The 20,914-nt window shown below is 33.1% G+C and carries 23 protein-coding genes and 1 tRNA gene; 9 read left to right on the top strand and 15 right to left on the bottom strand.

The genetic code is table 11. From position 1 onward, the window contains the following. Window positions 1-5 precede the first annotated feature (5 nt). From AC5LXI_RS12375 to AC5LXI_RS12365, 3 genes are all read right to left on the bottom strand, one after another. On the bottom strand, window positions 6-1,181 hold the full coding sequence (locus AC5LXI_RS12375) for an HlyD family secretion protein (RefSeq protein ID WP_493442611.1): 1,176 nt from the start codon (window positions 1,179-1,181) through the stop codon (window positions 6-8). Window positions 1,182-1,250: 69 nt separating this feature from the next. Further along, window positions 1,251-1,421 (bottom strand): SDR family oxidoreductase, encoded by a 171-nt coding sequence (locus AC5LXI_RS12370; RefSeq protein WP_493442610.1) that lies wholly within the window; start codon window positions 1,419-1,421, stop codon window positions 1,251-1,253. Next, window positions 1,414-1,644, bottom strand: a complete 231-nt coding sequence (locus tag AC5LXI_RS12365; protein WP_493442609.1) for a LuxE/PaaK family acyltransferase — start codon at window positions 1,642-1,644, stop codon at window positions 1,414-1,416. The genes AC5LXI_RS12370 and AC5LXI_RS12365 overlap by 8 nt, the downstream gene beginning before the upstream one ends. Window positions 1,645-2,140: 496 nt before the next feature. Here AC5LXI_RS12365 and AC5LXI_RS12360 point away from each other — a divergent pair, with 496 nt between their 5' ends. Further along, window positions 2,141-2,659, top strand: coding sequence for an NAD(P)-binding domain-containing protein (locus AC5LXI_RS12360; RefSeq protein WP_493442608.1), 519 nt, complete (start codon window positions 2,141-2,143; stop codon window positions 2,657-2,659). Window positions 2,660-2,968: 309 nt separating this feature from the next. On the opposite strand, the gene AC5LXI_RS12355 is transcribed toward AC5LXI_RS12360, so the two are convergent. The 4 genes from AC5LXI_RS12355 to AC5LXI_RS12340 all read right to left on the bottom strand — a co-directional run bounded on the left by AC5LXI_RS12355 (window position 2,969) and on the right by AC5LXI_RS12340 (window position 5,682). Then, entirely contained in the window at window positions 2,969-4,282 is a 1,314-nt protein-coding gene (locus AC5LXI_RS12355) for a DUF6271 family protein (protein WP_493442607.1), read from the bottom strand. Between the two features lie 268 nt (window positions 4,283-4,550). Continuing rightward, the gene (locus AC5LXI_RS12350) at window positions 4,551-4,853 is read right to left on the bottom strand and encodes a hypothetical protein (protein ID WP_493442606.1); all 303 of its coding nucleotides are present in this window, start codon (window positions 4,851-4,853) and stop codon (window positions 4,551-4,553) included. Window positions 4,854-4,918: 65 nt separating this feature from the next. Beyond that, the gene (locus tag AC5LXI_RS12345) at window positions 4,919-5,254 is read right to left on the bottom strand and encodes an integrase core domain-containing protein (RefSeq protein WP_493442605.1); all 336 of its coding nucleotides are present in this window, start codon (window positions 5,252-5,254) and stop codon (window positions 4,919-4,921) included. Window positions 5,255-5,594: 340 nt separating this feature from the next. After that, window positions 5,595-5,682: transfer RNA gene (locus AC5LXI_RS12340), tRNA-Ser, on the bottom strand. A gap of 193 nt (window positions 5,683-5,875) precedes the next feature. Here AC5LXI_RS12340 and AC5LXI_RS12335 point away from each other — a divergent pair. From AC5LXI_RS12335 to AC5LXI_RS12310, 6 genes are read left to right on the top strand one after another with little or no spacing between them, the layout of a single operon-like run. Further along, complete coding sequence (locus AC5LXI_RS12335; RefSeq protein WP_493442604.1) at window positions 5,876-6,193, top strand: TusE/DsrC/DsvC family sulfur relay protein; 318 nt, start codon at window positions 5,876-5,878, stop codon at window positions 6,191-6,193. A 21-nt stretch (window positions 6,194-6,214) separates the two neighbouring features. Further along, window positions 6,215-6,508, top strand: a complete 294-nt coding sequence (gene ftsB, locus AC5LXI_RS12330; RefSeq protein ID WP_493442603.1) for a cell division protein FtsB — start codon at window positions 6,215-6,217, stop codon at window positions 6,506-6,508. Continuing rightward, the gene (gene ispD / locus AC5LXI_RS12325) at window positions 6,505-7,206 is read left to right on the top strand and encodes a 2-C-methyl-D-erythritol 4-phosphate cytidylyltransferase (protein WP_493444305.1); all 702 of its coding nucleotides are present in this window, start codon (window positions 6,505-6,507) and stop codon (window positions 7,204-7,206) included. The genes ftsB and ispD overlap by 4 nt, the downstream gene beginning before the upstream one ends. 12 nt (window positions 7,207-7,218) lie before the next feature. Next, the gene (gene ispF, locus AC5LXI_RS12320; protein ID WP_493442602.1) at window positions 7,219-7,692 is read left to right on the top strand and encodes a 2-C-methyl-D-erythritol 2,4-cyclodiphosphate synthase; all 474 of its coding nucleotides are present in this window, start codon (window positions 7,219-7,221) and stop codon (window positions 7,690-7,692) included. A 27-nt stretch (window positions 7,693-7,719) separates the two neighbouring features. Then, on the top strand, window positions 7,720-8,739 hold the full coding sequence (truD, locus tag AC5LXI_RS12315; RefSeq protein ID WP_493442601.1) for a tRNA pseudouridine(13) synthase TruD: 1,020 nt from the start codon (window positions 7,720-7,722) through the stop codon (window positions 8,737-8,739). A gap of 2 nt (window positions 8,740-8,741) precedes the next feature. Beyond that, a complete protein-coding gene (locus tag AC5LXI_RS12310; RefSeq protein ID WP_493442600.1) occupies window positions 8,742-9,368 on the top strand; it encodes a protein-L-isoaspartate(D-aspartate) O-methyltransferase in 627 nt (208 codons plus the stop codon). 59 nt (window positions 9,369-9,427) lie between these two features. Here AC5LXI_RS12310 and pnuC read toward each other — a convergent pair whose 3' ends face one another. Next, window positions 9,428-10,132, bottom strand: a complete 705-nt coding sequence (pnuC, locus tag AC5LXI_RS12305) for a nicotinamide riboside transporter PnuC (RefSeq protein WP_493442599.1) — start codon at window positions 10,130-10,132, stop codon at window positions 9,428-9,430. Window positions 10,133-10,134: 2 nt separating this feature from the next. Next, window positions 10,135-11,370 (bottom strand): multifunctional transcriptional regulator/nicotinamide-nucleotide adenylyltransferase/ribosylnicotinamide kinase NadR, encoded by a 1,236-nt coding sequence (nadR, locus tag AC5LXI_RS12300; protein ID WP_493442598.1) that lies wholly within the window; start codon window positions 11,368-11,370, stop codon window positions 10,135-10,137. Between the two features lie 233 nt (window positions 11,371-11,603). On the opposite strand from nadR, the gene AC5LXI_RS12295 reads away from it, so the two are divergent. Continuing rightward, window positions 11,604-13,187, top strand: coding sequence for a mucoidy inhibitor MuiA family protein (locus AC5LXI_RS12295; protein ID WP_493442597.1), 1,584 nt, complete (start codon window positions 11,604-11,606; stop codon window positions 13,185-13,187). 24 nt (window positions 13,188-13,211) lie between these two features. After that, window positions 13,212-15,050, top strand: a complete 1,839-nt coding sequence (recD, locus tag AC5LXI_RS12290) for an exodeoxyribonuclease V subunit alpha (RefSeq protein ID WP_493442596.1) — start codon at window positions 13,212-13,214, stop codon at window positions 15,048-15,050. A 60-nt stretch (window positions 15,051-15,110) separates the two neighbouring features. On the opposite strand, the gene AC5LXI_RS12285 is transcribed toward recD, so the two are convergent. From AC5LXI_RS12285 to corC, 6 genes are all read right to left on the bottom strand, one after another. Further along, on the bottom strand, window positions 15,111-15,836 hold the full coding sequence (locus tag AC5LXI_RS12285) for an amino acid ABC transporter ATP-binding protein (RefSeq protein WP_493442595.1): 726 nt from the start codon (window positions 15,834-15,836) through the stop codon (window positions 15,111-15,113). Window positions 15,837-15,838: 2 nt separating this feature from the next. After that, the gene (locus AC5LXI_RS12280) at window positions 15,839-16,540 is read right to left on the bottom strand and encodes an ABC transporter permease subunit (RefSeq protein WP_493442594.1); all 702 of its coding nucleotides are present in this window, start codon (window positions 16,538-16,540) and stop codon (window positions 15,839-15,841) included. A 2-nt stretch (window positions 16,541-16,542) separates the two neighbouring features. Continuing rightward, a complete protein-coding gene (locus AC5LXI_RS12275) occupies window positions 16,543-17,280 on the bottom strand; it encodes an amino acid ABC transporter permease (protein WP_493442593.1) in 738 nt (245 codons plus the stop codon). A gap of 76 nt (window positions 17,281-17,356) precedes the next feature. Continuing rightward, the gene (locus AC5LXI_RS12270) at window positions 17,357-18,265 is read right to left on the bottom strand and encodes a glutamate/aspartate ABC transporter substrate-binding protein (protein ID WP_493442592.1); all 909 of its coding nucleotides are present in this window, start codon (window positions 18,263-18,265) and stop codon (window positions 17,357-17,359) included. Between the two features lie 220 nt (window positions 18,266-18,485). Next, a complete protein-coding gene (gene lnt / locus AC5LXI_RS12265) occupies window positions 18,486-20,027 on the bottom strand; it encodes an apolipoprotein N-acyltransferase (RefSeq protein ID WP_493442591.1) in 1,542 nt (513 codons plus the stop codon). Next, window positions 20,020-20,892 carry a CNNM family magnesium/cobalt transport protein CorC gene (corC, locus tag AC5LXI_RS12260; protein ID WP_493442590.1) on the bottom strand — a complete coding sequence of 291 codons (873 nt, stop codon included), beginning with the start codon at window positions 20,890-20,892 and terminating at the stop codon, window positions 20,020-20,022. Before corC ends, lnt begins: the two co-directional genes overlap by 8 nt. Window positions 20,893-20,914: the final 22 nt, after the last annotated feature.

The raw sequence follows: 20,914 nt of genomic DNA, 5'->3' as shown, positions 1-20,914 counted from the left end.
ATGATTCACTGAATATTACTCTCTAAAATTAAGTTATTTTGCATAATTTCTCGTACTAGTTGCTCGAATTCATCTAAGTCGTAAGCAAGTACATCTGTTTGATATTTAATTTCTTGAGGTGAAATATCAGTAAGTAATTTTCCACTTACATCACTGGTATCGACTGTTACATACATAGATAACCCTACCCGTAATGGATATTCCTTAATTTGCTCTTTATTCAATTCAATACGAACAGGTAAACGCTGAACTACTTTAATCCAATTTCCTGTTGCATTTTGTGCTGGTAATAACGAAAATGCACTTCCCGTTCCCATAGCAATTCCTGTAATCACCCCGTCGAATTTAATATCATCTCCATAAAAATCACTAGTTAACTTAACTTTTTGTCCTATTCGAATGTGTTTTAATTGAACTTCTTTAAAGTTAGCTTCTACCCAAACTTGATCCAAAGGAACAATAACTAATAATCGTTCTCCTCTATTAACCTGTGTTCCAACTTGGACTTGGCGCCTCGAAACATATCCAGTGACAGGGGAAACAATTGTTACTCGTTTTAAGTTAAGCCAAGCTTCCTTTAGTTTAGAAATAGCTTGCTGAATACGTGGTTGTTCTAATAATGAATTCTGCATTAATAGGGCATTATTAATTTCTAACTCTTGCTTGGAAATTTTTAAGTCATTTAACGCAATTAATACATCTTGCCTAGCATGCTCTATTTCTTCTTTTGAAATAGCATTACGAGACCAAAGGCCTTCTCTGCGAGCTAAATCTTTTTCTAATTTATCTAATGTCGCTTGCTTTAATTGAATACTTGCTGACAATTTTTCAGTTGTCAGTTTGATCTGTTGAATTTCTCTTATTACCTTGGCTAATTCATTTTTTGCATAACTAAAATTATTTTCAGCATCAATTGATTCTAATTGAGCGATAACATCTTTTTTTCTCACAAAGTCATTATCATCAACGTAAATGGAGGAGATTCCTCCGCTTATTTGAGTATGAATTGGAATTTGATTTCCCATAACATACGCATTATCTGTAGATTCTGTAAACCGAGAAAACATGTACCAAAAAATGAAGTATCCTATCCCTGAAACTAGGAAAATAACAGATAAAATAATCAATTTTTTATATCGTTTTAAACTATTTAATTGTCGTCCATCGGTGTTGTTTTCCATCGTACACTCCATTTACATCTTTCATTTTAATCATTGCTTCTATGAACAGCATCACAAAATGCTGTTTCATTAAGCAGACATTCCACCATCAATAACTAGAGTTTGACCCGTAATATAATTACCCCCACAGCCGAGTAAAAAATTCACAGACATAGCCACTTCCTTGGTTGAACCTATACGACCTAAAGGAATTTTTTTGATCATATTTTTGTATGCACTACTCGACACATTTTTACTCATAATTATCTCCAGATTTAAACACCGAAACCGGCATCAATGGAATTTTGGTTAATTCATCGAAAACTTTAACATCAGAAGGGACAAAACCCTGCTCTTCACAAAGTTTTTTATAATAGGGGTTATTTTCAAAATGATGTACAACTATATCCTTAATTAAACATAGCTTTAACTCTTTTTGTTCTGATGTTGATAATCTATATAATTTATCAACATCAGCAATCAAAAGCAATCAAAAGCTTTAATGGGTCAAACCCCTGTTGTTGTATATCTTTATATAATTTAACAATATTATTTTCCATTATGTTACTTCATCTCTTGTTTGGTTATTAGATTGTGAAAAGTTAACCGCATTGTATAAATGGGTGAGTAATATTGTCTTGAACAAATAAGCTGACTTCATTTTATGAAAAAATCATTGATTTATTTAACTCTTTATATTTCAAATAGTTATTTATTCTTTGACAATTATTTTCATTTAAAAAAAAGAATGAGAAATCTAATATAGCTAGTTTATTCAATTAAATAACCTTTGAATTGATATACGCTCACCCAACATATATCAATTAGAGGATAAAATTCATGACTTACGACTGTGTAATCATTGGTGCTGGACAAGCTGGACAGTGTTTATCATCATTTCTGACTAAAAAAATATCACTGTTCTTATATTAGAAAGAGATGAACGTATAGAAGACGTCTGGCGTAGATGACCAGATAGTATGCGGTTGTTTACACCAAGAGCAATGAATCAGCTATCAGATTTAATTATGGCGGGTGATCAAAAAGGGTATCCAGATAAGCATGAAGTGGCTGATTACTTAGAGTTTTACGCTCAATATAACAAATTACCTGTATTGCTAAATAAAAATGTATATTCTGTAGAATATAATGATCAAATTTATTCTTTAAAAACTCAAGATGGAGAAACTTTTCAAGCAAAGTGTTTGGTCAATGCAACAGGGGCAAATCAGAAAGTTAATATTCTTGATATTTCCAGAGATATTCCAGTAGAGATACAGCAGCTGACAATAGATCAGTATCAAAATCGAAAACAACTGTCTTCAAAAAATATTGCAATAATTGGTGATGGTGCTAGTGGCTGCCAAGTTGATAAAGAGTTAGCTGAAACACATAATGTAACTTTGTTTTGTGTCTCTCCTCGTCCATTTGCTCCCCAGGAACTGTTTGGAATAAACACATTAGCTTTATTTAAAAAAAATGTCTATTTTAAATTCTGACTCTCGAAGCATTATAAGTCGTTGGCTTAGGAAACGAAATTTTATACCTTGTAACAATAGGAGTCGGAACAACAATTATATAAAAATTAGAATTAAGTAAATCATCGCTACAGTAGGTCATATTTGAAGTATTATATGTTTTTTTAATCTCTCGATTTTTTTGCTATCAATATCAAAACCTATTGTTTTATAAATTTTAGAAAATTCAAGGGAAAGAGGTTAACCGACATACCCCATTCCTATTATTGCAATTTCAAATTCTCTATTATTTGTATTGTTCATAACAGCACCTCAGCATATTAATTATGCTTAATGATCAACAATAAAATCCATTAAACTAATGTTCTTGGCCTGCACTATGATTTTACTCCAGTTTTTTAAGAGTTTAACGTGTAAGAAGTATTCTTCATTACATTCGGCAATACATTTTGTAGTAACTTTCCTTAATTCTTGTCCTATCTTTGAATAATTTTCATCGAATTTTAATAATACTTCATCAATAATTCTGATTATATGCTCTTCTCTTTTAGTATCATTAGAAGCAAATAATGCTATTTTTTCAGAAAGAGACTCACACATTTGTTGAGAAACGAAGCAATCATCATAATCACAAAAGTTATCAATAAGCTTATCATTATAGATACTTCCATATAATGAAAAATAATCTGCAAATTTTAACATTCCATACCAATATTTTAGTTTTTTATCATACTCAAATCTTTCATCATGATAATCATGAAACACGGGTCTAGTATGATGTACAGATGGGTAGCCTAATGCAGTCGAGGTATCAAAAGCGAAATAATCCGCTGCTAATGTATTTTTACCAGGTAAGTTTGGTAGAAACTCAAATAGTCGATAGACACTAACATTACCACAGTCAGGATTACACCCATCGTCAACAGAAGTAACTAAGGAAATAACATCATTTTGAGGAACGGGTTGCTCTAATTTGAATATATCATCGCAAATATCAATAATATGCTCAGATTTAAAACCAAGTAGTTCATATATTTTATAAACATAGTCATACGACACTTTTGCAAAATCTTTTACATCAAGATTCCACTCACCTAAGTAATTCCCACCAACCACAAATATTCGTCTTTTATTGTTTATATCTTGTTTAAGATTTTTGATATCCAAGTCATTAACTATTTCCATTATTGGTTTACCTAAATACTTTAACTCATACTCAATTGGATAGACTTCCCTAGCTTCACTCCTTCTATCAAATAACAAACAAGTATCAGAATCTCTTCTATGATAGGCGTTAGCCCCCATTGAACAAGCAAATAAACCTAATTTATTCATAGCAGTAGCATAATCGGTACCTGTATAAGTAAAAATCTTATAGAAATCATCATCCATACCTTTAAAAAGTGACTTAAAGTATTTTTTCTGTACATCAACAGATAGATGTAGAATATTCAATTTTGGATATTGATTTTTTAATGATTTAATAATTTCATTATTTTCTATAGATGAAAATTCATTGGTTTCAACTACAATTAAAGGAATATTAACTTGCAAGACATCATTTGCGTATAAAATCTCCTTAATATAACTACTAACACTATCTTTAATACTTCTATTTGTTGGTATAAAAAATACTGATTTCATAGTTACTCCTTAGTTAATTGAACTAATAATTAATTTTTTAACAAACGATAATATTTAAAATGATTTTTCAAACACATAATATTTAAAATCCTTAGCTCCCCATGTTTTTTAAATTGTCTTGATGTATCACTATGTGAAACCCCCAAGTTGATATAATCAATATCTGAATACTTAGTAATAATATGGGAGAGTACTTTATGATTTGGTTTAAATTTCAACGAAACACTATCATTAGCGTTTATCCAATAAAAGATATTATTTTTTGATTTTATATAATACTACCTGATACAATTTTGCCATTATAGTAAGCTAAATATTGTTCTGCATTTCTTTCATCATTAAGCAAATCTTCGATTAAAGGCAAACTGATACAATAATTAGCATTAACTTTTTTCATGGTTTTTATATATAAATCATAAAAAAACATTAATTCACTACGATTATTTTTATTATAACAATGAACTGTTATTTGATTTTTTTCTGCGCATCTAATATCTGTTCTCACACTACCTTTAAATAAGCGATAACCCAACTCTCTAAACTCTTGCATTACAATTATTTGAGTAGTCATTTCTGTTTTCAGATACTTATTTAGGTTTTCTACAGAAAGTTTGCAAGAAAAAAGTGAAGGGATTATTATTTTTTTATGTCTATATCATGGATAATTTTTAGATTAAAAATTATTTCTTCAAGAACAAAACAACTCTGTGGTGCTGGAAATATACCGCCATAACCTATGACACCAATTTGGTATATTTTATCAATTTCATTGTAAAATAGATCAACCTTAAGGGGTAACTGTTTATTAAATGCCATCGGCGTCAAATAACCTAATGATGAATGCAGCCGATTGTTATTGTACCAATATGCATAAGCAGAAAAACGTTGTCGTAGTTCATTAGTATTGGTGAATATCTCTTTTTTTGACAAATTCAGTTTTAATTGTCTTAAATGTCGCTTCAGCAACAGCATTATCGTAAGGACATCCTTTATGGCTCAATATTTATTTTTTTCACAGATAATGTTGTCAGTTTTTCAATTAACCTTGCCATGAACAATCCCCCAACATTTTTTTAATGTGTTGAATTATGCAGAGAGAGATAATCGGATTTAATAAAAAAAACAAAACAGTTCGAGTATTTTTCATTGGACGTTTTGTTGGGCGTTTTAAGCACGGATTGAAATGGGTTAGTCTGGATGAGTCTGGAATTGATAACAAAATTAAAAGCAAAAAAAAATCCACTCCAACCCTTGATAATATAGGTTTGAATGGACTTCTTTTGACAATACTGGAATTTACCACCAAAATAAATGGCGGAAGCGCAGAGATTCGAACTCTGGGAGGGTCGCCCCTCGCCGGTTTTCAAGACCGGTGCTTTCAACCGCTCAGCCACACTTCCGCAATGGCTGTGAATATTAAAGGAGACGGACTTATTTGTAAATAGCTAATTTAATATTTTTCATCAACTGCTTTAATTTTCGCCAAATTAGAGTGAATTTCAGTAATTCATGATGGTTTATCCACCAAAACTAGTGTTGGAATCTTATTTATTGAGTATAATACCCTGCAAATATCAAACTATGTTTTGAAAAATGTTAAATCAAATAGAAACCGATGAAAAAGGCTACTTAAAGAACTGGCAGGATTGGACTGTTGATTTGGTGCCTCAATTAGCTATAAAAGAGTCTATAGAACTAACTGATGCTCATTGGGAAGTAATTTTATTTGTTCGTGATTTTTATTTAGAATACAAAACTTCCCCTGCAATCCGAGCCTTGGTTAAGGCAATGGAAAAAAAATTTGGTCAAGAAAAAGGTAATAGCCGATATTTATATAAATTATTCCCTGATGGTCCAGCTAAACAAGCAACTAAACTTGCAGGCTTACCTAAACCTGTTAAATGTATTTAAGTTAAGGGAACAATTAAACTCATGATTAGGTGGAAACTCCCGTTTATATTACTTCTGGTGCTAGGGTATTTGCAGTACTCATTGTGGTATGGTAAGAATAATTTTTATGATTACCAAGAAAATGTGCAAATGCTTGAAAATCTACGTAAAGAAAATGATAAGTTAAAAGCTCGTAATGAACAGATGTTTGCCGAAGTTGACGATTTACAAAAAGGTTATGAAGCAATAGAAGAACGAGCTCGAAGCCATTTGGGTATGGTTAAACCTGATGAGTATTTTTATCGAATAATCATTGATTCTAACTCAAAACAATAAGGCATTACGTGACAAATAATAGTGATATTATCGCAATCGTTCCTGCCGCAGGAATTGGTTGTCGCATGGATAGTCAATTACCTAAGCAGTATTTAAAAATTGGTCCAATGACCATTTTGGAACACACTTTACAAAAATTATTAACTCACCCTAGTATTAACCAAGTGGTAGTGGTGATAAGCCCGGAAGATAAACTTTTTTGTACACTCGACGTCGCATCAAAAGTTAAAGTCACTTATGGTGGTGAAACTCGTGCCGATTCTGTTTTAGCTGGTTTAAATTTAGTTGCTGAAAATCAGTGGGCATTAGTCCATGATGCCGCAAGACCTTGTGTTACTCACGAAGATATCACTAAATTGATTAACAAAGTCTTACAAGAAAATAAAGGCGGAATACTAGCAACGCCTCTGAGTGATACTATTAAGCAAGCTTACACTGATAATCCAAATATCATTAACTACTCCGTTGATCGCACTTATTTATGGGGAGCTGCGACACCTCAGCTATTCAACGCAGGTGAACTTAAAGCATGTTTAAGTAAAGCCTTAAACAATCATGTCCCAATTACTGATGAAGCATCAGCGATTGAGTATTGTGGAGGCCATCCATTATTGATTGAGTGCCGTCGAGATAACATAAAAATCACTCGTCCAGAAGATTTAAGTTTGGCATCATTTTATTTAACTAATCAAATTTAATATAGGTAGATTATGCGCATAGGTCATGGATTTGATGTTCACAAATTTGGTGGTGAAGGACCAATTATCTTAGCTGGAGTAGTAATTCCTTATCAATATGGACTTATTGCTCATTCTGATGGCGATGTAGTATTACACGCCATTTGTGATGCTTTAATTGGCGCATTGGCTTTGGGTGATATTGGTAAACTATTCCCTGATAGCGATGCAAAATACGAAGGTATAAACAGCCGATTCTTATTGCAAGAAGTCTACCGAATTGTTCAATCTAAAGGTTTTGAGTTAGTTAATTTAGATACAACTATTATTGCTCAAGAACCTAAAATGAGACCTCATATAGATCAAATGCGGGTTAATATTGCTGAAGATTTGAAAGTACATTTTGATCAAATCAGTGTTAAAGCAACCACCACAGAACAACTAGGTTTTACTGGTCGTAAAGAAGGTATAGCTTGTGAAGCGGTAGTACTATTAGCAAAAAAGTGAATATAAAACAGATGATAGGCTTAAAAAGTGTTAACAGAACTTAATTATTTTTATGGTAAACCTACAACTCATGGTTTATATAAACAGCAATATGAAGATTTCATGGTTATTGAAGAACTTGGTTTTGAGTTAACTGGTGAAGGTGAACATGTTTTAGTTTATTTAGAAAAGAAAGATTACAACACGATCTTTGTCGCCGAGCAGCTAGCTAAGTATGTTGGTATTTCAGCAAAAAATGTTAGTTATGCCGGCCTTAAAGATCGCCAAGCTATCACCCAGCAATGGTTCAGTTTACATTTGCCTGGTAAAGAAACACCCGATTTTACACAATTTAATTTAACGGGTTGTCGTATATTACAAATTAATCGGCACAATAAAAAATTGAAAATAGGCGCTTTAAAAGGAAATCGCTTTAAAATTGTTTTAAGAAACATAAGTGATAAACAAGCAATTGAATCAAAATTAAATTTAATTAAAAAACATGGTGTTCCTAATTATTTTGGCGAACAACGATTTGGACGAGATCAAAATAACATCACCCAAGCAATAAAATGGGCAAGTGGTGAAATTTCAGTTAAAGACCGTAAAAAAAGGAGTTTTTATCTTTCAGCTGCTCGTAGTGCAATTTTTAATCAAATAGTAAGCCAAAGAATTGAACAAAATATTGAACAAACAGTCCTTGATGGTGATATATTACAATTATCTAAAAGTAATAGTTGGTTTTTATCTAAAACTGAGGAGCTATTACTTTTACAACAACGTTTGCAAAATGGTGAAATTAATATTACAGCGCCAATGGTCGGGGATTCACCATTGAGCACCACATCAATTGCTTTAGAATTTGAAACAAATTGTTTAAAACGTTGGTCTTGTTTTGAACAATTATTTAAAAAAGAACGAATGGAAACAAGTAGGCGCTCAATATTATTACGCCCCGAAGAGTTAAAATGGCAATGGGTTCGTGATAATAATATAGAGATCAGTTTTTATTTGCCTTCTGGTTGTTATGCTACAAGTGTTTTACGCGAATTAATAATTGGAAATTAGTAATGCAAAGTTCAAAAATGCAGGTTTTGATTAAGTTATTGCGCCAACAGGGAATAAAAGATGATCGAGTTTTAGATGCTATAGCTTCAATACCGCGTGAAAATTTTGTTGATGAAGCGCTTTCTCATCAAGCTTATGATGATCGTTCATTACCAATAGGTAGTGGTCAAACTATTTCTCAACCTTATATTGTTGCAAAAATGACTGAATTATTAAGGTTAACACCGAACGCTAAAGTCCTTGAAATTGGTACTGGTTCAGGATACCAAACCGCTGTATTAGCTAAGCTTGTTGATCATGTTTGCTCAGTAGAAAGAATAAAAAGCTTACAATGGAACACTAAGCGACGTTTAAAGCAGTTAGATATTCATAATATTTCAACTCGCCATGGAAATGGTTGGCAAGGTTGGCCAGAACGAGGTCCATTTGATGGCATAATTGTTACAGCGGCGGCTTCAGAAGTACCAAAAAGCCTTCTAGTACAGCTAGCTGATAAAGGGCGATTAGTATTACCTGTGGGTAAAAATAAACAAATGTTACAGTTAATTGAACGTAATGGTGGCAATTTTATTACCAAAAATATGGGTGAAGTAAAATTTGTGCCACTTATTGATGGGGATGTAGAATAAATTCAAAAAATAGAAAATAATACATTATTTTCTATTTTTTGATTAAATGACTTTTATGATTAACTTTCTAATTGTTTTACCTTGTCTTCAGAAAGCTTCCATTCACAAATACCGTAAATTGCATTAAATAGGTAAATTAAATATTGGGTTGCAATCACAACATTGTCAGTATAAATATTCAAGCCGATAACTAACACATTTAATAAAACCCACAAATACCAATTGAATGCATATCTCATCATTAATAATAGTTGAGCAACAACACCCAAGCCGAATATAAAGCAGTTAGTAATAAGTTGATATGAAGTATTTGTCGCACCAATTTCGTTTGTTAGATAAATATTAAAAAATGCTGCAACGATTAAGAATATTAACGCATATAAAAATGCATTTTCATTTAAGGAACGAACTTTAACACTTTTATTATTATCTAGATTTTTTTGCCAAGTGAATAATCCATAAATATGTGAACCAAAATAATAAAAAGTTGGTAAACCTGCACCAATATTGCCACCAAGAAAATTAGCACAACATTCAGCGATTACTGCAAGCATACCGAGCACATTACCTAAATTTTTTCGTTTAGCTAATAAGATTACACATAATAATCCACAAAACGCTCCAGCGTATGATACTGCGTAGCGCAAGTCAAAATTATTAAATGGATCAGTATATACATATGCAACTGTGACACAGATAAGACAAAACAATGGATAAAATCTATTGCGCCCCATGGTAATAATAACATCTCTTAAATTATTCATAATTAATACTCTTCATCATTGATAAGTTGATTGACTAATTCAATACTTTGTAAATAACGTTCTTCATAATCAGGCGAATCGATTCGCACATAATTGATATGATTTTTTTCTAATAACGAGATAAGTAGTTGCTGAAAATCTCTTCGTTGTTTTGGACTTCCTAAACTACGTAACCCATCGGCAACCCAAGGCGTGTTATTACCCAATAAAATAACCAGATCAAATCGATAGTTATTGATCATGGCTTGTAAAAATGGATGTTCTTTACCTTCATACTTTTTACAAAATGCTTGTGTGGTAATAAAATCAGTATCAATAAATGATACTTTGTTGGCATGTTTGATGGCGAAATCGATATATTGTGCATGTCCTAATGCAATTTTATCGTAGTCAGCATATTGTAATGCTCGTTCATCACCACCAAGTTGAGAAAATACATAATCGCGTCCATATTCCCAAGCACTAGTGGTATTAAACATATTGGCTAACTTATTGACTAATGTTGATTTACCACTAGATTCGCCACCGAGAATAGCAACTGTTCTAACAAAAAATGGTCTCACTTCTGTTGGGATATATTGCCAGTTTTTTAAAGGTGCTTGGCGAATTTGTGTACCACTAACTTGCATAAATCGACGAGTAGGATCAATAAGCACGGTGTCTAAATCGAATAAATCCTTATACATCACCACATCTTGTGGCTCGCTAGAATAAACACAACTAGGATTAATCCCTTTTTCCTTGAATAATTTTTTAACGCGGTCACTCCATTCATTCCAACCATTTGGGTATGAGGGAATACCATCTTCTTCTAAAAGCTCAATATGGATATTTTTTTGATATTTAAAGGTTTGTAATAACCAGCGGATCCTATCGTTGATAGTTGGTTGGCGAGACATGGCGCTTTCTTCATATAGCGCCATATCGCGCATCGTATCGGAACAAAGAATTACATACAGTTCATCAACTTGACTAATTGCTCGTTGAATAAGATAAATATGTCCAGTATGTAGTGGATAAAACTTACCAAAAATCACGCCTACTTTTTTGTTGTTACAGTTAGAATCGATTTGCAAATAACGATGAAGTGATTGTAACTTTTGAGCACTAGGATTTTTGATTTTATCATTAACTAATTGACTCAAATAACCTTTGGTCATTTGACATGCATCAGCAACTGTTTGTAAAGATAAATTTTTGCGTTTTATGGCTGTTTTCAGATAACTAAAACCATTCATACTTCTCTCCTACTTATTGTTTTTCATATGAAACAAAATTTACATCATTTTTAATAAATGTTCAATATATTAAACAAAAATAATTTTGCTTAATTAATTTAAATTTAATAGAGATTAAATATAAAATAGGGTTATTTTCTATCTTAGAAAAGAAAGATAATCTTGTTATTTTAAATAACATCAAAACTAATGATTGAATAAGTAAAAACTAAACAATATAAGGAAATAATGAAGTGAAAATAAAAAAAATTGCATTAGTAATTGCTCTGATGTCAGGAAGCGCTTGGGCAAATAATAATATTACTTTAAATAAAGTGACTCTATTTATTCAGGGGGCTGAATTACAAGGACAATCAACTGTTTCATTAACTAAAGGTGAAAGTGAAATAGTATTAACAGGTATTGCTAATGATGTTAGTCCTAATTCAATCAATGTAGGTTTTGGTGAAAATAGTAATGTTCAAATATTATCGATATCATTGAATGAAAACTATTTAGAAAATATCAGTAAAGATGATGACATTCAGTCGATCATTGAAAAACAAAATCAATTACAGGAAAAACGCGATACGATAGGAATCCAACTCAAAGCTATTAATGAACAAATTTCACTTTTACAAGGAAATCGTTTAGATATTTTAGCTAAAAATGGATCTGATGACTTAACAGCAATGAAAAATGTATTAGATTTTGTGAAAACTAATTTAACTACGACATTAAATGAACAAAATCGATTACAAAAAGAAGTCGATCAGCTAGATGCACAAATTAGCCAATACCAAACACAATTAGAAGAAAAGCAAACCAATAATGAAAAATTACATAATGCTGTTATAGTAAAAGTCGTTTCTGAAAAGGATATGACATTACCTATTACGCTTTCATATGTCACAACCAATGCTGGTTGGGAACCTATTTATGATGTCAGAGTGGCTGATATCAGTTCGCCACTAGAATTAACATATAAAGCAGATATCCACCAAAATAGTGGTCTAGATTGGCAAAATGTTGATTTCAGTTTATCGACATCTAATCCAAGTAAAGGCATCAATCCACCAGCTTTAACTCCATGGCATATTGACGTTTACAGTAGAGAAAGTGGTTTATTTTTTTCTAAATCTGAAAAAGATTCTTGGGAAGAGCATGAATCAAAATCGCAACTGGTTAATCCAGATAAAATAGGCAATGTTAACACATTAGGCATCAATACCCGTTTTGCTGTTAAATTACCTTATACCATCAAACATGATAGTAAAAATAATATACTTACTTTACAAACTAAAGAAGTTAAAGCAAATTATCAATATGTCTCAATGCCTAAATTAGATAGTAACGTATACTTACAAGCACAAATAAATGATTGGGATAAACTCAATTTATTATCAGGAAAAGCCAATATATTTTTCAGTGGCAACTTTGTTGGCGAAAGCAATATTTCAACCGAAAAAATAAAAGGGACATTAGATTTTTCATTAGGTCGTGATAAGGGTATCCTAATTTCGAGAAATCGCAATATTAAAGAAACCTCGACTCGATTATTATTTGGTAATGATGTTTCAGAAAAATATGCTTATACTATTAGTATCAAAAATACCAAAACATTACCAATTAACATTGTCGTAAACGATCAACTACCGGTCATTTTAAATAAAGCAGTTACACTTGATGATATCAAATATGATGGTGCAAATTATGATAAACAGACCGGTTTATTAACATGGAAATTCACCTTAAACCCAAGTGAAAATAAAGACCTTAATTTAAACTTTAAAATCACTTATCCTAATGATAAAGAAGAAGATATATATGGTTTATAAACCTTATAAAACAAAGTATAAAAAATGTTAATAACGTGGTTAGAACAATTTAAGCAAAACAGTCAGATCAGTTTACTTGATCTGCATTTGGCTCAATTTTTGGTTAATAAAATTGATTGTGATGATGAAATTACAGCCAAACGTTTTGCTTTTTTAGTCTTATCATTAAGTATGGAAGTAAGAGCAGGGCATGTATGCTTTGATCTTACTCGCTTACAAAATATTGAACCACAAATCTGGTTAGAACTTAATTCACCAGAAATTGATGATTGGATTACAGTGCTTAAGTTAGCTTCAAATAGACATGTAGTTAGTTTTGGTGATCAGCTTGCGCCTTTAATGTTTATTGAAAATAAACTCTATTTTCAACGCATGTGGTTAGATGAAGGTTTTGTTGCGCAATATTTCAATCAAACTCAGTTGGATATTACAACAAATATCGATTTAAAACAGATACTCAATCAACTGTTTATTTACGACAGCGCGAGTATTGATTGGCAAAAAATTGCCGTTGCTATTGCATTAACACGTAAAGTTGCCATTATCTCTGGTGGTCCTGGTACAGGTAAAACAACCACAGTTGCTAAAATTCTGGCCGGGATCGTATTAAACAACCCTACAACACGAATCGTGTCGGCAGCACCAACAGGAAAAGCGGCATCAAGGCTAACCGAATCATTAGGGCGAGCAATTGAACAGCTATCGTTTGAATCGCTGAATATTAAAACTGAAGCAGTTACGCTACACCGCTTATTGGGTGCCAAAACTGATAATCGCTCATTTAGTTATAACAAACATAACCAATTGCATATTGATGTTCTGGTGATTGATGAAGCCTCAATGGTTGATCTCAATATGATGGCGCGAATCATCGAAGCCTTACCTGCTTCTGCTCGACTAATTCTACTGGGTGACAAAGACCAACTCTCATCGGTTGAGGCGGGGGCAGTATTTGGTGACTTATGTGACTTTATCTTAAATGGTTATAGCCAATTAAGAGCTCATGAACTTAGCAGACTAACTGGCTACACCATTCCAATCGCAGACCAACCAACAATGGCGATCACCGATAGTATCTGTTTGCTAAAAAAAAGTTATCGATTTAACGAATCATCCGGTATTGGATTGCTAGCAAATGCAGTAAAAGAGGGGCGGTATCTTAATGTCAAAAAGCTGCTTGCTGATAATACGCTGCAAGATATCAGTTATTATGAACTCTTATCAAATCAAACCTATCAAGCTGTTTTAAACGACTGTGTAGAGCATTATAAAAATTATTTAAATGCTATCAATCGAAGTAATGATATCGCCACGGTATTAACTAAATTCACACAGTGTCGATTACTATGTGCTTTGCGTGAAGGAAAGTTTGGAGTAGAAGGGTTAAACAAACAAATTGAGCTATTATTAGCCAAACATAAATTAATAAGGCTAAACCATCGCGATCAATGGTATATTGGTCGACCAATCATGATTTTACGCAACAGCACATCATTAGGCTTATATAATGGTGATATCGGTATCACCTTAACTGCCGAACATGATAGTTCTAAATTGCGAGTCTATTTCCCATTTTCGGACGGTACAATTAAAGGCTTTTCACCTTATCGACTACCAGAACATGAAACAGCCTATGCAATGACAATACATAAATCTCAAGGTTCGGAATTCGATCATGTCAATATAATACTGCCAACTGAATTCTCCCCATTACTCAATCGCTCATTACTTTATACCGCAATAACTCGAGCGAAAAAGGCAGTATCAATCTTTGCTGATGCTAAAATTTTGGAACGTGTGGTTAAAAGCCAAATACATCGAGAAAGCGGATTAGTTGAACAAATAAAAAAATATTCGAAATAGAAAATAATTAGGATTGATTAAGGAAGCACCAACCCATAACAGCTGGTGCTTTTGTATTTATTAATGGATTATCTTTGCTAAAAAGTCCTTAGCACGATCAGATTGTGGATTAGTAAAGAACTGTTCTTTAGAGGTATCTTCAATGATCTCACCAGCATCCATAAATATAACACGATGCGCAACTTTACGCGCAAAGCCCATTTCGTGGGTAACAACCATCATCGTCATCCCTTCATAGGCTAATTCAACCATCACATCTAACACTTCGTTAACCATTTCTGGATCGAGAGCAGAAGTTGGTTCATCAAATAACATAACAATCGGATCCATACAAAGCGCACGAGCAATCGCTACACGTTGTTGTTGACCACCAGAAAGTTGAGCAGGGTATTTATTCGCATGTGCTAACAAACCAACTCGATCTAAAAGAGAAAGTGCCTTTTCACGTGCTTCTTCATCTGATCGACCAAGTACTTTAATTTGAGCCAGTGTCAAATTCTTCAAAATTGTTAAATGCGGGAAAAGTTCAAAATGCTGAAACACCATGCCCACTTTTGAACGTAGCTTTGCTAAGTTAGTCGATGGGTTTGTAATCTCAGTACCATCAATAATAATTTTACCCTGTTGAATAGGCTCTAAACCATTTACGGTTTTAATTAGTGTTGATTTACCGGAGCCAGAAGGGCCACATACCACAACAACTTCACCTTTTCCTACCCTGGTAGTACAGTTTTTTAATACTTGAAATTTTCCGTACCATTTTGATACATTTTCTAAGGTAATCATTTTTAGCCCTTCTTAAAATAACTTATTTTACGAATTAAACGTGGAGTTCCAAAACAGATAATGAAATAGGTTATAGCCACGAAAATTATCATTGAGTATTCAGCTGTTGAACCCATGTTCTCACCAATTCTCTTAACTGCTGCACCAAGTAAATCAACTAAACCAATTGTTGAAACTAATGCCGTGTCTTGGAATAAAATAATGCCTTGAGTTAGCAATAATGGAACCATGGCTCTAAACGCTTGGGGTAAAATAATCAGACGCATAGATTGGCTTCTTGTCATTCCCAATGCAGAGGCGGCATGATATTGTCCTTTGCTAACAGCGTTAATCCCTGCTCGAATAATTTCAGAGTAATAAGCGGCTTCAAATAATGTAAAAGCTATTATTGCACAGCTTGTTCCTATATCCGCATCTGGTCCTAAATGAAATAGGTGTTTGATCATTTGTGGTAATGCAAAGTAAAACCACATCAATACCAATAATAAAGGTATTGAACGAAATGTGGTTACATATATTTTTGCGAAACTATTCAATATTTTATTATTGGATAAACGCATCAAAGCTAAGAATGTACCCCATATAATGCCAACTACAATAGCTGTAAATGTGATTCGAACTGTTAACCATAATCCTTGTAATAATATAGGATAATTATTCATTACAAGTGTAGGTATATCAGCAATCCATTGAAACAATTGCATAATTAACCTCCACTCATCATATTAGGTAAACGTGTTTTCTTTTCTACAAAACGCATAATCGTAATAACCGAATAATTGATAATCATATAAGTTATTGTTATAACACATAATATTTCAATGATACTATTTGTTTGATCATTCATTGATGTAATTAACCCGACAAGTTCTCTTAATCCTCCAAATTGGGAGGCAATAGATGAATTTTTTATAATATTGGTCATCTCTGATGTTAAAGTAGGCACTATTTTTCGATAGGCATTAGGTAAAAGAATATATCTATAAGTTTGAAATTTAGATAACCCTAATGCAGTAGCCGCATATCTTTGACCTATTGGTAAAGTTTGAATTCCAGTTCTAACTTGCTCGGCAATTCGTGCAGAGGTAAATAAACCTAAAGCAATAGAAACCAATATAAAAGTTTGAATATCAGGATCTAGTTCTTGTATAAACCATTCCTTAAAGCTGCCCGTTAAAAATAATGGCATGATTGTATACCAAATGAACATTTGAACAAATAATGGTATATTACGGAAAAGTTCAATGTAACCAATAGCTAATCTATTCAAAATTTTGCTATCGACAGTTCTCATTATGCCAACTACTGAACCTAGAATAAAAGCAATAATCCAAGCAGTAGCAGCCAGTGAAAGCGTAAGCATGGCACTATTCAATAGCCAATTAAAGTAAATCCCATCACCGTAAGGTGTTGATTGAAAAAATAAAGTCCAATTAAAAGTCATAATTTATGTATTTTTTATTTGGTTTATACTGAATGCGTTTAACATTCAGTATGTTGATTAGTAAGTTAATAGATTATTAATCTAAAGCTTTGTCATTAGGATTCGCGAAAAGCTCGACCATTTTCGGCGAAATTTCAAGTTCTAGGTTTACCCCACTAGGTGGAACAGGTTGTGTGAACCAACGATTATATGATTCTAATGCTTTACCTGATGTTTGTGCATTAGCAATGGTTTTATCAATTAATTGTTTAAATTGGGTATCGCCTTTTCTTAACATACAGCCATAAGATTCATAGGATAAAGGTTCGCCAATAATTTTCCATTCTGCTGGATTAATTGCTCTAGAACGTTCACCCGCTAATAATGCGTCATCCATAAGGAATGCTGAAGCACGACCAGTTTCAAGTGATTTAAAAGCATTGCCATGATCGGTAGGCGCGATAATTCGAATTTTCAATCCATCACGATTATTAATTTGATTTAGGCGTACTTCAGACGTTGTACCAGCAGTAGTCACCACATTTTTACCTTTTAAATCGTTAATACTATTGATATTGCTGTCCGCTTTAACTAAGAATCGAGTACCTACAATAAAAATAGTATCTGAAAAATCAACAACTTTTTGACGTTCTAGATTGTTTGTTGTTGAACCACATTCAAAATCATAAGTGTGGTTATTAAGTAATTGTATACGAGTCTTAGAAGTGACCGGTAAATATTTAACTTTAAGATCCGGCATATTTAACTCTTTTTTAACAGCATCTACTATTAAATTAGAATAATCTTGTGAATAGCCGACAACTTCTTGTTTTTCATTATAGTAGGAAAATGGAATCGAAGATTCACGATGACCAACAACAATCACACCACTATCTTTAATTTTGGCTAATGTACCACTTAATTCTTCAGCAACAGCGGTACCACTCATTAGGCCAAGCATTGCTAATGATAACACTAATAATTTTGTCTTTTTGTTCATACTCATCTCCTACTGTTTAATTTGTATCATATTAAATAAATTTAATATTTTTACAAAGGGGGTATATTATAACTTATTTTTCATTATAAAAGTACTTTTTACTGTATATTTATCGATTAAAAGGATAAGCTACGGCCTAGATTTGTCTAGACTTTTACGAAATTTTAACATAGATATTTTTTTGAATTTCAATAATATACAAGCAATATCTGTGCCAAAAATTTGATTAGGGACGTTTTTTTACAAAAAGCAAAATAAATAGTAATGATATTATAAGATAATAAGGCAATTCCCCAAATCTAGCATAAGGGGTTAAGCCGACAGTTGGTGACAAGGTATAATTCAAAACCTTGGTTTGAAATTGTGGTAACTGCTCAATGACATGACCATGATGATCAATGATCGCCGTAATCCCTGTATTAGTACTACGAATCATTGGACGACCAAACTCTAATGCTCTAGCTTGAGCCATTTGCAAATGTTGTTTTGGTCCAATACTATTACCAAACCAAGCATCATTAGAAACGGTTAATAAAAAATCCGTATCAGGGGCAAAATTCTTCAGCATTAAATTAGATAGAATTACTTCATAACAAATTGCAGTAGTAAACTTAAACCCTTTCATCGTAAGTCGAGGTTGCTTTTCTGCTCCGGCTTGCAATGACGACATAGGAATATCAAGCACATCTGCAATGGGATCTAACAAAGATTGAAAAGGGGTAAACTCTCCAAAAGGAACTAAATGATGCTTTTGATATCGATTGGCATTAGGGTATTGATATGGTGTCTTTTCACCTAAAACTAGCAGCGTATTATAAATATCTGGATTAGTTTGATAACCATTATCCCCAATACGATAATCGAGAACACCGACCGCAATTTCACTACCATTAGCTCTTGCCTCATTATCTAAATACTGTAAAAAGGGTTGTTGATTTATCTCATAATCAGTAATACTGGCTTCAGACCATATAATAATATTATCTTTGCCCAAGTTCTTTTCAGTTAATGAAGCATAAATTTGTAAAGTCTTGTTCAACTGTTCGGTAGTCCAGCGAATTGATTGCAAAATATTGCCTTGAATCAACGTAAAATGAGCAGAGCGTGAGTGATCAATGGTAGTCCAATTAATTAAATTGAATGAAATTGGTGCAACAACGATCGCAAACAGTGCGATAATTGCACCAAATGTGTGCTTTTTAAACGCAAAACGTTTGATGTTGTACAAACAATAAACACACAGTCCACAACACATCGTCAGCATTAATGTCACCCCGTTAATTCCTACGAGAGGGAAATAACCGCGTAAAGGACTATCAAGTTGACTATATCCTAATTCTAACCAAGCAAAACCTGTTAAAATATAACCTCGTAAAAATTCGGTAACTTGCCACAAAATCGGCGCTAGCAAAACAAGCTGTCTTATCGAAAATCTAGTCGAAATGCGATCACTGGCTCTCAATAACCAAGCAAATAGCATTGGATATAGCGCTAAATAGGCGATTAACAGCCCTAAAATAATAATAGCGACAGATGTTGGTACTTCACCATACTGCTTAATACTAATATAAACCCAATGAACGCCAGCCAAAAAGTAACCAATGCCCCAGCTAAAGCCAATCAACAAGGCTTGTTTTTTTGATTTATCAGCAATTAACCATAAAAAACCTGCAAATGATACAAAGGCAAGTGGCCAAATGTGAAAGGGTGAGTAACTAAATACCGCAACTGCACCAAAAAGTAGACTTAATACAATTTGTTTAAGCATTTTCTTGATGCTCTAAATTAGGTACTGCTGCATCTTCAGGGATCGTGACATGTAATTGAATAATTCGTCTACGATCAACAATGGTTACCTTAAACTGATAACCATCGATAGAAATCGTCTCGCCACGAATTGGTAATCGTCCAAAATGTTGCATCACCAAACCGCCGATAGTATCCATTTCATCATCACTAAATGAGGTACCAAAAATCTCATTAAAATCTTCAACAGGCGTAAGAGCGCGGACGGAATAAATAGACGGTGATAAACGGCGAATATTCCGATCTTCAACCTCATCGTATTCATCTTCGATATCACCGACAATAAGCTCTAAAATATCTTCAATCGTCACCAAGCCCGAAACACCTCCGAACTCATCAATGGCCATCGCCATATGATAGCGCTGCATACGAAACTCTTTTAACATATGATCAACGCGTTTACTTTCAGGAACTACAACCGTTGGTCTTAGGATATTCTTTAAATCAAAATCGCTAACACCTTGTCGAATATAAATCAGTAAGTCCTTAGCTAAAAGCACTCCTTCAATGTGGTCTCTATCTTCACTAATAACCGGATAACGTGAATGGCCATATTCAGAAATAATATCTAAACATTCATCAAGGGTAAAATTATCTTTGATTGTTACGATTTGAGAGCGGGGGATCATGATATCGCGAACGCGTTGATCGGCTATATCCATTACGCCTTCAATCATGTCGAGCGTATCAGGATCAATAAGCTCGTTTTCTTCTGCTTCGCGAATCACTTTAATCAATTCATCTTTATCTTTTGGTTCTGAATTGAATAATTGACTTAACCATAATGTAAACCCTTTTTTGGGCCTCCGGTGATTATCATCACTCATTTGCTCTCTTCCTTTCTAATTA

Source organism: Gilliamella sp. LMG 34361, assembly GCF_984569075.1.
Note: the sequence above shows the minus strand (reverse complement) of the source record. Positions and strands in the feature narration are given on the sequence as shown.